The 13478-nt window shown below is 72.4% G+C and carries 12 protein-coding genes; 4 read left to right on the top strand and 8 right to left on the bottom strand.

From position 1 onward, the window contains the following. The first annotated feature begins 140 nt into the window (after positions 1–140). Entirely contained in the window at positions 141–1094 is a 954-nt protein-coding gene (locus PIR02_08500) for a squalene cyclase (protein WZH38703.1), read from the top strand. 81 nt (positions 1095–1175) lie between these two features. Then, positions 1176–2633 (top strand): carboxylesterase family protein, encoded by a 1458-nt coding sequence (locus PIR02_08495; GenBank protein WZH38702.1) that lies wholly within the window; start codon positions 1176–1178, stop codon positions 2631–2633. A gap of 68 nt (positions 2634–2701) precedes the next feature. Here PIR02_08495 and PIR02_08490 read toward each other — a convergent pair whose 3' ends face one another. The 6 genes from PIR02_08490 to PIR02_08465 form a co-directional block, all read right to left on the bottom strand. Next, entirely contained in the window at positions 2702–3685 is a 984-nt protein-coding gene (locus PIR02_08490; protein ID WZH38701.1) for an LLM class F420-dependent oxidoreductase, read from the bottom strand. 150 nt (positions 3686–3835) lie between these two features. Further along, on the bottom strand, positions 3836–5056 hold the full coding sequence (locus PIR02_08485; GenBank protein WZH38700.1) for a hypothetical protein: 1221 nt from the start codon (positions 5054–5056) through the stop codon (positions 3836–3838). Next, positions 5053–6318 carry a hypothetical protein gene (locus PIR02_08480; protein ID WZH38699.1) on the bottom strand — a complete coding sequence of 422 codons (1266 nt, stop codon included), beginning with the start codon at positions 6316–6318 and terminating at the stop codon, positions 5053–5055. The genes PIR02_08485 and PIR02_08480 overlap by 4 nt, the downstream gene beginning before the upstream one ends. Then, the gene (locus tag PIR02_08475) at positions 6315–7124 is read right to left on the bottom strand and encodes a heme ABC transporter ATP-binding protein (GenBank protein ID WZH38698.1); all 810 of its coding nucleotides are present in this window, start codon (positions 7122–7124) and stop codon (positions 6315–6317) included. The genes PIR02_08480 and PIR02_08475 overlap by 4 nt, the downstream gene beginning before the upstream one ends. Next, positions 7121–8206 (bottom strand): iron ABC transporter permease, encoded by a 1086-nt coding sequence (locus PIR02_08470; GenBank protein WZH38697.1) that lies wholly within the window; start codon positions 8204–8206, stop codon positions 7121–7123. The genes PIR02_08475 and PIR02_08470 overlap by 4 nt, the downstream gene beginning before the upstream one ends. Positions 8207–8244: 38 nt before the next feature. Further along, positions 8245–9342: an ABC transporter substrate-binding protein gene (locus PIR02_08465; protein ID WZH38696.1), complete on the bottom strand. Its 1098-nt coding sequence runs from the start codon at positions 9340–9342 to the stop codon at positions 8245–8247. 153 nt (positions 9343–9495) lie between these two features. On the opposite strand from PIR02_08465, the gene PIR02_08460 reads away from it, so the two are divergent. Together PIR02_08460 and PIR02_08455 are read left to right on the top strand one after the other, a co-directional pair. Further along, the gene (locus PIR02_08460) at positions 9496–11316 is read left to right on the top strand and encodes a hypothetical protein (GenBank protein ID WZH38695.1); all 1821 of its coding nucleotides are present in this window, start codon (positions 9496–9498) and stop codon (positions 11314–11316) included. A 62-nt stretch (positions 11317–11378) separates the two neighbouring features. Next, positions 11379–12389, top strand: coding sequence for a DUF916 domain-containing protein (locus PIR02_08455; GenBank protein WZH38694.1), 1011 nt, complete (start codon positions 11379–11381; stop codon positions 12387–12389). Here the strand turns inward: PIR02_08455 and PIR02_08450 are convergent. Further along, entirely contained in the window at positions 12377–13030 is a 654-nt protein-coding gene (locus PIR02_08450; protein ID WZH38693.1) for a biliverdin-producing heme oxygenase, read from the bottom strand. The genes PIR02_08455 and PIR02_08450 overlap by 13 nt on opposite strands. 44 nt (positions 13031–13074) lie before the next feature. Then, the gene (locus tag PIR02_08445; protein WZH38692.1) at positions 13075–13395 is read right to left on the bottom strand and encodes a DUF2470 domain-containing protein; all 321 of its coding nucleotides are present in this window, start codon (positions 13393–13395) and stop codon (positions 13075–13077) included. Positions 13396–13478 lie beyond the last annotated feature (83 nt).

Here is a 13478-nt window from a genome sequence, read left to right as displayed (position 1 = left end):
CGCAAAAACACGTGCTGCTCGCGTTCATGCGCGCGGATAGCGTTTATGCGCGGGGTCTGGGACCCGCAGGGCCGTCGCCGGTGCGCCCGGTCGGAGGCGCGACCCTGGCGGACCCCCCGCTGCGGGCGTAACCTGCCCGGATGACCGACGACGACGTCCTGGCATGGCTGCGCGACAGCGATCCCAGCCTGCGGTGGAAGGTCGAGCGCGATCTGCTCGACGCGCCCGAAGACCAGTGGCGCACCACGCGCGCGCGAGTACCCGTCGAGGGCTTCGGGGCGCAGCTCCTCGCCGCGCAGGGGGAGGACGGGCTGTGGGCGGGCGGGGCGCATTTCCCTGCGGACTTCCGTGGCGACGAACCCCAACCCTGGACGGCGACGTCGTGGTCGCTCATGAGCCTGCGCGAATGGGGAGTGGATGCCGACGCCCTCCGCCCCGACACCGCCGGGCTTCTCGAGCGCAACGCGCGTTGGGAGTACGAGAACCTGCCGTTCTGGGACGGGGAGGTCGACGCGTGCATCAACGCCTTCACCCTCGCGAACGGGGCGTGGCTGGGCGCCGACGTCGGCGGCATCCGGGACTGGTTCGTCGAGCACCGCCTGCCCGACGGCGGCTGGAACTGCGAGTGGGTGGAGGGGTCGACGGCGTCGTCGTTCCACTCGACGATCAACTCCGTGATCGGGATCCTCGACGACGAGTGGCGTACCGGCGGTACGCCCGAGCTGCACGCGGCACGGAAGGGGGCGGAGGAGTATCTGCTCCAGCGGCGCTTGCTGTACCGGCTGTCGACCGGGGAGCGGCACGTGTGGGCGCATCACCTGGGGTATCCCTTCCGCTTCCGATACAGCGCGCTGCGCGCCCTCGACCACTTCCGCGCCGCCTCGCACCACGACGGGACCGCCCCCGACCCGCGCCTCGACGACGCGATCGAGCGCGTACGCGCCTCCCGCGACGCCGACGGCACCTGGCACCAGGCGCACCCACCCGGGGGTCGGGAGTGGTTCGCCGTCGACGTCCCCGCCGGCGAGCCGTCGCGGTGGCTGACCTTCTTCGCGCTGCGCGTGTTGCGCTGGTGGGACACCTCGCGCGCGTGACTCGCACCCGCCGTCGTCCCCGAGCCCCGCGAACGCGACGCATCGTGGCGATACGGGCCGGCGGGCGGGCAGGATGAGGGGATGGATGCCGCTCCCCTCGCCCGAACGTCGAAAGGGACCGTGCGTGGATTCCGACGGGGCGCGACAGCGGTGTTCCTCGGCATCCCGTTCGCCCTGGCACCGGTCGGCGCCCGGCGCTTCGCCGCCCCCGCCCCGGTCGAGCCGTGGGACGGGGAGCGCGACGCGACGGCATACGGGCCGACCGCGCAGCGGGGAGACGCGGGCATCACCCTCATCCCCGAGCCGAGCGTGCCCGGTGACGCGACCCTGAACGTCAACGTCTTCGCGCCCGCCGACCGGGATCTGGATGCCACCCTCCCGGTGCTCGTGTGGATCCACGGCGGGGGCTACACCTCGGGGTCGCCCGCGAGCCGGTGGTACGACGGCGACGCGTTCACGCGCGCCGGTGTCATCACGGTCGTGATCTCGTACCGCATCGGCTTCGACGGGTTCGGACTCATCGAGGGGGCGCCCTCGAACCGCGGCCTCCGGGATCAGATCGCCGCCCTCGAATGGGTGCGCGACGAGATCGGTGCATTCGGCGGCGATCCGGGGCGCGTGACGGTGGCGGGGCAGTCTGCGGGCGGCGGGTCGGTGCTCGCGCTGATGGCGAGCCCCGCGGCATCCGGACTCTTCCAGGCCGCGATGGCCCTGTCACCGGCGATCGGCGCTGTCTCCGAAGACGAGGCGCGCACCTTCGCCGCGCGCGTCGGCGCGCTCGCGGGAGTGACTCCCGATCGCGCCGGTTTCGCGTCGGTCCCGGAAGAACGCCTCACGGCGCTGCAGGCGGTGGCCGAGAAGCCGGAACGCGGCCACGCGCTCTCGGCGTTGACCGCTCTCCTCGACGACGGTCTGCCGCTCGGGCCGGTGATCGACGGCGATCTGCTGCCGCGGCATCCGCTCGTCGCCCTGGGCGAGGGGGCTGCGGCCGACGTTCCCCTGGTGATCGGCGCGACCGACGACGAGTTCACGATGCTCACCGCTCGCTACCGGTGGGTTCTGCGGTTCGTCCCGGTTCCCCTGGCGCTCGCGGTGCTCGGGCTCGGCCGGTCTCGGCGGCGTGCCTATCTCGCGCGGACGCGGCGCCGGGGAGCGGCGGAGATTCTCGGCGGGTACGCCACCGACCGGGTGATCCGCGCGACCGTGCTGCGCGTCGCGCGAGCCCGCGGCGCGGCCGCGACCTGGGTCTACCGCTTCGCGTGGCGCTCCCCGGCGCTCGGGGTCGCCTGCCACTGCCTCGACGTCCCCTTCTGGTTCGACCACCTCGACGCCGACGGGGTCACCGCGATCGCCGGTGACGCCCCTCCGCACGCCCTGGCCTCGCAACTGCACGACGCGGCGGTCGCGTTCGTGCGCGATCGCGATCCCGGCTGGACCGCGTGGGATGCCACGACCCGGCGCGCTCGCGCGTTCGACGTCCCGGCACCCGTCCCGCCGGTCGAGGCCGACGCCTACGCCGATGTCGCCCCGCTCGTCTGACTGTCGTCGCGTGAGCGGTCACCGCCCCTGTTTCGAGGCGACGGGAAGCCGACCGCCGCTCGCGTCGGTCACAGGGCGGGGATCACCTCGCGCTCGAACAGCGAGATGCCCGACGTGTCGTACGCCGCCTCGGGGAAGTAGTGGATCGCGTAGCCGAGGCCGTGGTCGGCGCGCTCGCGGAGGCGCTCGACGATCTGCTCGGGAGTGCCGAAGCCGTCGGAGGCGCGGTAGTCGGCCTCGATGGCATCCGCTCGTTCGTCGCCCACGTGCGGGCGCAGACGCGCGACGACCGCGGCCAGGCGCTCCTCTGCCTCCGCCTCGGTCTCGGCGACGATCGTGTTGAAGTTCGTCGACTGCGTGATCTCGGCCGCGTCACGCCCCAGATCGTCGCAGTGCCCGCGCAGGACGGCGGTCTTGTGGTCGAACTCCTCGAGCGAGCCGCCGAAGTTCGTGTACGAGGCGTACTTCGCGGCGATCTTGAGCGTGACCTTCTCGCCGCCGCCCGCGATCCACAGGGGGATGCCGCCCTCTTGCAAGGGCTTCGGCTGCACGATCGCACCGTCGACTTCGTAGTACTTCCCCGACAGGGTGGCCTCGCCGGTGGTCCAGGCCTGGTGCATGATCTCGACGCCCTCGCGCAAGCGCCCGAGTCGCTCGGCGATCGGCGGGAAGCCATAGCCGTACGCGCGCCATTCGTGCTCGTACCAGCCGCCGCCGATCCCCATCTCGGCGCGCCCGCCCGAGATCGCGTCGACGGTGGCAGCGACCTTGGCGAGGTAGGCGGGGTTGCGGTAGCCCATGCACGTGCACATCTGGCCGAGGCGCACACGGTCGGTCGCGGCGGCGAAGGCGGCCATGAGCGTCCATGCTTCGTGGGTCGCCTCGGCGCTCGGCACCGGGGTGGTGTGGAAGTGGTCGTAGACCCAGAGCGACGCCCAGGGGCCGTCGTCGGCGCTCTGTGCGAGGGAGTTCATGACGCGCCACTGCTCGGACGGATCGATGCCGACGAGGTCGAAGCGCCAGCCTTGGGGGACGAAGATTCCGAATTCCATGCGCTCACCCTAGGCGCGGACACCGACATCGGGGGCCGCCGGGCCGGAACCCGTCCGACCCGGATGCGAGGTGAGCGCGAGCGGCTCAGCGAGGCGCCCACGCGAGCCCGCCGACCCGAGTCGACCCGCCCGGAGGCGCGACCCGAACGGTCAGGGCACCGCGCGCCGCTGCTGCCACGGCAGGGCACCCATCATGCTCAGCACGGCGACGATCGCGATGCTCAATGCCGCGGCGGCTCCGAGCAGCGGAACCAACACCGGCGGCAGGCCGGCGCGCGCCGGCGGGACGAGGCCCGCGGCCTGCGGCTGCGTGGTGAGCGGTGTGGAGGCGGCCACGAGGGCGGCTGCGGGTGCGGCGGCCGCGATGCTCGACGGCGCACGCCGCAGGGGGTTGTCGGGCACTCCGGCCGCGGCCTCTCCCCCGGTGGACGGCGGAGGCGCGACCGGCGCGGCCGCGTCGTAGCTCACCGTGAGCGGCGACGTCGGCTTCGCGGCATCCCGGACTCCCCCGGTGGTGAGCCAGTACCCCTGCTGGCCCGTCGACCGATGGAAGTCGAGCAGCGACTGCGGGAAGGACCCCCAGTAGGCCTCGTTGACCCCGGATCGGGCCACCTGCCCGGCTCCCACGCTGAGGACTCCGAGGTACTCGGGGGTGACGACGAAGCCCCGATCGGCGGCCACATCGGCGGCGCGGATGTCGGCGAGCACGACATCCTGGGGCGCGATCGGGTTCCACTGGGTCATGTCGTCCATCGAGGTGCCGAAGCCGCTGGCCGTGCCCGTGAGCCGCCCGGTGCCCGCGGCGTCGAGGGTGAGGTGCGGATCGGTGACGCTCCAGTAGGTCATCCCGCCGTAGAAGACCACCGTGAACGATCCCGACCAGCGGATGTCGAGCGCGCCGTCGCGGCGCTCGCCGGTGCCGCCCTCCAGGACGATCTGGTTGCCGGTCGTGCTCTGCGTCGACGACACCGACACGGGGGTGCCGCTCGCGTCGAGACACTTCGTCTCCCAGGACGCGGTCGTCCACCCGCCGTCGGCGGTGGGCTTCTCGACACGCACGGGGCCCTCCTGCGCGCGATAGAGGCCGTCGCCTGCGCCCCACACCCGGGCGCCGCCGGCGTCGCCCGCGACACCGGCACTGAGGAAGTTGCATCCCCCGGCGAAGGCACCCCCTCCCGATTCGGCGTTCAGCCCCCACCGCAGCTGCGCGTTCGCGATCTCACCGTCGGATCCGCCACCCGATCCACCGCCGGGCCCGGGGACCGTGACGATCACGTCGTCGGGGCCGGCGGCGCTCGCCGCGAGCGGAGCGCCGAGCAGCACCCCCAGAGCGAGCGCGACCCCGGCGCGCAGCACCGTCGCCGCCCTCATCGTGACGTCCCGACGCCGAGGGGCACCGTGGGCGGGTCCGCGACCCCGGCAGACGCCGGCCCGGAGGAGACGGATGCCGCCGCCGCCGGCCCGCCGGAGCCTCCCGGTTCCGACGGACCGGACGCCGACGGCGGGGCGACCTCGACAGGCGCCGCGGCGGCCGGTTTCGTCCCCGCAGCCCCCGCAGCAGCCGCAGCCCCCGCGACCGGACCGGTCCCGCGCCGAGCGCGCCGACGTGATCGAGCGCGGACGAGCGCGGTGACGATGCTGGCGATCACGAGCGCGAGCGACAGCACGATGCACGCGAGCAGCACCACGATCGCCCACGTCGGCACGACCGGGGCGGTCTCCTCGACCGACGCGACGGTGCCCCCGGTGACGGTGACCTCGGCCTCGGCGACACCGCCCGACCCCGCTCCGCGCAGGGTGACGAGGTGCGTCCCGTCGCGGACGTCGCGCGGCACGGGAAGCGCGGCGGCGACCTCTCCCCGCGTACCGGCGGTGAGCGGCCCCACCGCGGTGAGCCCGCCGTCGAGGGAGGCGACGACCTGCTCGCCGGGGGTGAACCCCTGACCGGTGAAGACGATCGACGAGCCGGCGACGACGCTGCCCGTCTCGACGCCGACGCGGACCGTGTCCGGCGCCACGGGGGCGGACGAGGGAGCGTCCGCGGCCGGGGCCGCCTCCGCGGAGGCGAACGACACCGGGGGGAACGTCTCGTTGTTGGCGTTCTTCACGCCGTGCGCACCGATGGTGATGATGCCGCACGTCACGCGCCGGCAGTCCACCTCGGTCACCTTCCCGTCGCGGTCCTGACTCTCGAACACGGCGCCGGGGATCACCATGCCGATCGACCACGACCCGTCCGCCCCGAGCGTGCCGTTCGCGGAACTCTCGGTCTGACTCCCGGGGAAGGCGAGGAAGCGCTGGAAGCCGTTGTTGTCGGCCGACTCCGCATCGGGAACGTACCGGTAGTCCTCGCCGACGACGCCTCCGGCGCTCGGGCGCCACGATCCCCCGGCTGCGTCGTCGACCCAGCCGAACAGCACGTACACGCCGCCGAAGCCCTTCGCGATCGACTGGAATCCCGAGCCCGACACGGTCACCTCGGTGGCGTCCTCGGGATCCACGGATGCCGAACCGGAGGGGCCGCTGATCGACACCGAGGCCGCGGCCCAGGCCGGTGCCGCCGAGACGGCGGCACCGGCGGCGGCGACGATCAGCGCGGCGGCGAAGGCGAGGGAGCGGGACAGGGCGTTCATGGCGTGCGTTCTCCGGGGACGGGGACGGATTCGGGGACGACGGGGGCGACGATCACGAGCGGTGTGCCGCGGGGTCCTTCGACGACGTCGATGGGATGCCGATACACGCGGGTGAGAAGCGCGGGTTCGAGCACGTCGCGCGGCGGTCCCACCGCGGCGACGCGCCCCGCCGCCAGGAGCGCGATCCGGTCGGCATAGGCGGCCGCGAGCCCGAGATCGTGCAGCACGACGACGGCGGCTCCGCCCGCGTTCACCCTCTCGCGGGTGCGGGCGAGCACCCGATGCTGGTGGCGGATGTCGAGGCTCGCGGTGGGCTCGTCGAGAAGGGCGATCGGGCACTCCTGCGCGAACGACCGGGCGAACGCGGCGCGGGCGCGCTCTCCCCCGGACAAGGCCGTGACGGGACGCTCGGCGAACGCCCTCACCTCGCCGGCCTCCATCGCCTCGGCCACCGCCGCGTCGTCGCGCGCGGAGAGCGGATGCCGCCGCCACGGCGCCCTCCCCATCCGCACGACGTCACGGACGACGAACGGGAACGACACCTCGTTGCTCTGCGTGAGGACCGACCGGCGGCGCGCGCGCTCGGCGACCGGCCACGAGCCGAGCACCGCACCGTCGAGGTCGACGGAGCCCTCGGTCGGCACGCGATCGCCGGCCAGCACCGACAGCAGCGTGGATTTGCCCGCCCCATTGGGACCGACCAGCACGAGCATCTCGCCGGCGGCGAGCTCGAGATCGATGCCGTCGAGGACCCGGCGGCCCCCGATGTCGACCGCGACTCCCCGCGCGCGCAGCACCACCGTCATCCCCATCCCCCCGATCGACGGCGCGTCCGTCGGAGCAGCCAGAAGAAGAAGGGTCCGCCGATCAGGGCGGTGAGCATGCCGATCGGCAGCTCCGAGCCGGGCACGGCCGTACGCGCGACGAGGTCTCCCGCCACCAGCAGGACGGATCCGCCGAGGGCGCTGGCCGGAAGCAGCAGACGATGCCCCGGACCGAGGACCATCCGCATCAGATGAGGGACGACGAGACCGACGAACCCGATGATCCCGCAGAAGGCGACGGCCGCACAGGTCAGCAGCGCGATCACGACGATCGCGATCACCCGGAGACGCTCGACGCGCACGCCGAGATGCTCGGCCTGGCGTTCGCCGAGCGAGAGCAGATCGAGACTCCCCGAGAGGAACAGGCACGCGGTGATACCCACCACCGCGATGGGCGCGACCACGGCGAGGTCGTCCCATCGCGTGCCGTTCAGCGACCCGAGCTGCCAGAACACGATCTGCTCGCGCTGCTGCGTCGAGCCGAGGTAGGTGAAGAGGGCGATCGCCGCCCCGCCGACCGCATTGACGGCGATGCCGGTCAGCACGAGGGTCACGACCTCGGTCCGCCCGTCGGCACGGGCCGAGGCGTACACGATGACGATGGCGACCAGCCCGCCCGCGAACGCCAGCGCCGGGAGCGTCAGGGGTCCGAGGAACGTCAGGCCGAAGACGATGGATGCCGAGGCGCCCACCGCCGCGCCCGAGGAGATGCCGATGACCCCGGGCTCGGCCAGCGGGTTGCGGAACACGCCCTGCATGACGACACCGGCGGCGGCGAGCGCCGCGCCCACCAGGACGGCCATGAGCAGACGCGGCACGCGGATCAGCCACAGCGTCGCCTCGCCGTTGATGTGCGCGACAGCAGCACCCGGGGGCAGCGACAGGATGCCGAGCCCGATCGCGCGGACGCCCTCGTTCCACGCGCGAGAGAAGGCGCCCAGCACCTGGTCGGGCGGGATCGAGAGCTGCCCGCTCCCGGCCGAGACGACGACGAGCACGACCAGCGCCACCGCGAGCCCGGCGAAGACCACGGGTACGCGCAGACCGGTCCGGACCTCCGGCACGGTCAGATCGGCGCGTGGTCGCGACGCGACGCCCGCGCTCACCCCGCGGCCTCGGGAGCGTAGATCGCGACGGCGAGCGCATCCAGCACGTCGGCGGCGGCGGGTCCGAAGCTCAACACCGTCGTGTCCGACATGTCGACGATCCGGCGATGGCGCCCGGCATCGGTCTGCGCGACGGCCGGCAGATGCTCCACGAGGCCGTCCACGCCGTCGACCGACTCCAGCCCCTTGGTCATCATGATGAGCAGATCGGGGTTGGCATCCACGAGCGCTTCGTCGGTGATGGGACGCATCCCCGTCCACCCGATCTCCCCCGCGACGTCGACGCCCCCGAGGGCCTCGATGAGGCTGTCGGCACCGGACTCCTCGCCGAACAGGTAGTACACCCCCGACTGGCCGCGCACGTAGAGGAACATCATGCGGAGCTTCTGTGCGGGGTCCGCGGGCGCGACCTGGGCGATCTGGGCGATCTTCGCGTCGACGGCCGCGGTGCTGCGCGCGGCGAGCGCGGCTGCGCGTTCGGGAACGCCGAGGGCCGAGCCCACCTGTTCGACGAGAGACCCGATCGTCTCGAGCGAGCGGTGCGAGTCGACCACGACGACGGGGATGCCGGCATCCCTCATCTGGAGGATCGTGTCCCAGGGGCCGAGGCTCGTGTCGGTGAGGATCACGGTGGGCGCGGCGTCGAGGATCGCCTCGGCGTTGAGATCGTGACCGTTCTCGGTGACGACCGGCAGGTGCGCGGCCTCGGGGAAGGCACTGGAGACGTCGCGGGCGACGACGGATTCGCCGAGGCCCAGCTCGAAGACGATCCGCGAGAGGGAGCCGTAGATGTCGAGCGTGAGGATGCGGCTCGTGTCGGTCACCGTGACGGCCGTCCCCTGCGCGTCGGTGATGGTCGCCGGAAGCGCCTGCGCCCCGTCGGTCACGGGTTCGATCGGCGCCGAGGCGGCGACGGCCGTGGACGGCCCCTCCCAGGCGAGCGGGTCGCTCACGGGCGTCACCGTGGACAGCGGCGGGGTCGCCGTAGCGACGTCACCGTGGGCTATGCCCGTCGCCTCGCACGCCGTCAGGGCGAGAACGGCGGCCAGGGCGAGGGAGAGCGCGGCGAGACCGCGAGTCGTTCGGCGAAGCATCGGGGGAACCTCCAAGTAAGGTGAGCCTATCCTTAACATTGCCCGAATGCCTGACTTCGTGATTAGGTAAGGCTAACCTGCCCCTCCGCACCCGCCATCGGGTGCACCGACGCACGCCGTCGGACCGCACGAGGGGCGGAGAAGGGAATGACCGTGGACTCCTCTTCCACGCGCAGGCACCGGTTCGCACGACTGTCGACCGCGACCCTCGCCGCCACCGCACTCGCTCTGGGCGGCGCACTCGTCGCCGCCCCGGCGCACGCCGCCGACACGACCGTCGACGGTGCGGTCTTCCGCTGGGGCATCAACGCCGAGGCGAACGCCGCCGCCTTCGCACCGGGAACGGTGAACCTGCTGTCCGCCGGAATCGTCACGGCGACCTCCTCGGCCGACCGGGTGACGACGTCGAACTGGAAGCAGAGCGACGGCAACACCCGGATCCTCAAGCGACAGAGCGACGGGAGCTACGCCGCAGCGACCTTCGCGGGCCTCCGCACGGATGCCTCGGGCACCACCATCACCACCGGCAACGGCCTGAACTCCGGCCACATCGCCGAGATCACCGGGGGAACCGGCACGGTCGACGTCGACGCGAACACCGCCGTCATCCAGTGGACGGGTTCGTTCACCTCGGCGTTCTACTCGGGCATGACCCGCTCGTGGATCACCGACCCGAAGCTCACCGTGGCCGCCGACGGCACGGGCACCGTCACGGCGACCCTCGGCGGGTACGGGACGTCGATGGACGACCCGGACAAGTTCGAGACCCTCACCCCCGCCACCGACGTGGTCATCGCCACGCTCACGGGCGTCGACGTCACCCCGACCGGCTTCACGGTCACGCCCGACTACCTCGGGCGCACCATCACCGTGCCCGAGGGGTCGGTGGCCCAGGTCACCACCGGCGCGAACGCCGGGGCCTTCCCGCAGTCCTTCGTCGACTTCCAGGTGAAGACCGGTCAAGGGTCGTACTGGTACTCCTCGGGGGGATCGGCTGACGTGCGCAAGCCCGCCAGCGCCCTGTCGGTCGCCTACACCGCGGCCCCGGTCGCCACCGCGCCCACGGTCACCGTGTCGAAGACCACCGGTCTCGCCCAGGGGGAGACCGTCACGGTCAGCGGCAGCGGCTTCCTGCCGTCGGGGACCGCCACCAACGGCACGCGTCCCCCGCTGGCCGGTCAGTTCAGCGGTACGTACGTCGTCTTCGGCAAGTTCGCCGACACCTGGAAGCCCTCGGCCGGCGCCGCCTCCTCGGCGCGGTCGGTGATCGCCCAGAAGTGGGCCGTCCCCGCGGCGAGCATGGCCACGATCGGCGGCGCGAACAGCGGCGCGGTCGAGCTGAACGCCGACGGCACGTTCTCGGTCGAGCTGACGCTGACCACCACCGAGGCGCAGAACCTCGCCGCGGGCACGTTCGGCATCTACACCTACCCCGGCAGCGGAGCGGTCTACGCCCCGTTCGAGACGGCCACTCCGATCACCTTCGCGTCCTCCTCCGACGTCATCGTCGAGGTGCCCGCGTGGGTCGACAACCCGACCGGGTCGTTCGGCTGGGCGTTCGAGGGCACCTCTCCCGCGAACCTCGGCACGGCCGTCCAGGACGGCGCGAACTTCGTGGCATCCGGATCGCTCACCAACGTCGTCGTCACCGACACGCGGGCGGGCGGCACCGCCCCCTACACCTGGAGCATCTCGGGCCAGGTCGGTGACTTCGCCTCCTCGACGGGCGGGTCGTTCTCGGGCGGCCTGCTCGGGTGGAAGCCCAAGGTCGTCTCGGCGGGGCAGAGCGTCGCCGCCGGCACCGAGGTGGTCTCGACCCGCCTCAACGGCTCGGGCCTCGGCGCATCACGCGTGCTGGCGTCGTCGACGGCAGCCGCGAGCGCGACCGTGGGCGCCGACCTGTCGCTCGTCATCCCGGGGACGACCCCGGCCGGCGACTACACGAGCAAGCTCACCATCACCGCCCTGCAGTAACCATCTCCCGGGGGCTCCGGCTTCGGCCGGAGCCCCCGTTCGTCTCGACCCGGAAGACACCCGTGACCACCTTCTCCCCCGCGCTGCGTCTCCTCGCCCTCTCCGGCGCCCTCGCCCTCGCACTTTCATCGACCCCGCTCGCTGCGGTGGCCGACGACGGCGGGGTGGCGTGGAGCGTGCAGACCGCCGACAACGCCAACGGCACGGGTCGGGCGAACTTCTCGTACGACGTCGAGCCCGGGGCAGTCGTGTCCGACACCATGATCGTCGTCAACACCGGCACCGAGCCGCTCCCCCTGTCGGTCTACGCGGCCGACGCGTTCACCGCACCCAGCGGCGAGATCGACGTCCTCGTCGACGGCACACCCTCCACGGGTGCCGGTACCTGGGTCGCCGTGCCGCCGACGTCGCTCGAGCTCGCTCCGGGCGAATCCGCCGACGTCGCCTTCACCATCACCGTCCCGGCCGATGCGCGCCCCGGCGACCACTCAGCCGGCCTCGTCACCTCGCTGACCAGTTCCGACGCCTCGAGCTCGCTCTCGGTGGATCGCCGGCTGGGAACGCGCATCAACCTCCGCGTGGCGGGCGATCTCGTCCCGGCCGCCGAGGTCTCCGGGGTGACCGCGACGTACGCCGGGTCGTGGAACCCCTTCGAGTCAGGGCGCCTGACCCTGCGGTACACGCTCGACAACACCGGCAACACCCGGCTCACCGGCCGGGAGACGACGACCACCACGGGCGTCGCGGGCCTGCTGTCGACGACGACGACGCCGGTGCAGGTCGCCGAGATCATCCCCGGCTCGACCATCGAGGTCACCCGCGACCTCCCCGTGTTCTCGCTCGGGTGGGTGACCGGCTCGCTCACGGTCGCCCCCGAGGGGGTAGGCCTGGGAGCCGGCACCGTCCCGCCGGTGGTCACCGACTTCTCCGTCGCCGCCGTGCCGTGGAGTCTGTACGGCCTGATCGTGGTGGTCGCGGGGGTGGCGGTCGCCGTCGTCGTTCTCGCGCGCCGGGCGATGCGGCGCCGGGCTCCCGCAGACGAGGACGCCGCCACCGCGCCTCAGGCGGACTGAGCCGCCTTGGCCCGGGCGAGGTCGACGAACAGCTCCGTGTTGAAGCGGTAGGCGACGAGCACCTCGGCGATGACGCGTTCCTTCTCGGCCTCGTCCCAGGGCGCGGCGTCGAGCTGTTCGCGGTAGACGTTCTTGAAGGCCTCCGGATCGGCGATGTCGCCGAAGAGGTAGAAGCCGATGCCGTTGGTGTCGAAGCCGAAGCGGCGCTGCATGAGACGGCCGATGAACTGGCCACCGGACAAGTCACCGAGATACCGCGTGTAGTGGTGGGCGACGAACCCGCCGGGCCAGGTCGCCGCCACCCGGCGGATACGTGACACGTACGCCTGCGTCGTGGGCAGCGGCACGATCTGCTCGCGCCACTCGTCGCCGAGGAGGAACGCGAGGTCGGCCTCGAGCGCGGGCAGGCGCGTGAGCTTGTCGCTGAGGAACACGGATGCCACGGGGTCGCGGCGCATCCGATCGGTGGCCTCCTCGAGGGCTTCGTAGATGAACCAGTGCTGGACGACGAGGGCGATGTAGTCTTCGCGCGTGCCCGAGCCGTTCATGAGATTCGTCATGAAGTCGGCACCCTCGCTCGAGGAGTGAGCAATGCGCGAGCGTTCGCGCAGGGCGACGGAGAACGGGATGACAGCACTCATGACGCCATCATACCGAGAAGGTTAGGCTCACCTAAGCTTTCTTCTCAGTGGGGGCGCGGCTCGATCCCGAGGCGGCGGCACGCCTCGTCGTAGAGCGCGACGATCTCGCGCCGCACCTCGCGCCGCTCGGAGATGGGGCCGCCCGGCCACGGCACGCGCAGGTCGACCGTCGCACCGCCGTCGCCTTCGACCACCCAGTCGCCCCCGTCGCCGTCGAAAGCGGCCATCCGCGCCGACACGACCGTCGGCACGGCCTCCGACACAGGGCCGAACGCGCGCGCGATGAGGACGTTGTCGTCGCGGTGGTCGTCGTTCATGTGGGCGAGCACAGCCCGCTGGATTTCCGGCTCGAACGCGTAGGTCATTAGGTAAGCCTAACTTCGCGGCGCCGCCCGTCGTCCCGGCGGGCGCCTGGGGTCCGGCATCCGTTCCTCCCGCACCGCGGACC

The organism is Microbacterium enclense (genome assembly GCA_038182865.1).
Lineage (GTDB): Bacteria > Actinomycetota > Actinomycetes > Actinomycetales > Microbacteriaceae > Microbacterium > Microbacterium enclense_B.
The sequence above is the reverse complement of the archived record's forward strand: the minus strand, read 5'-3'. Positions and strand labels throughout refer to the sequence as shown.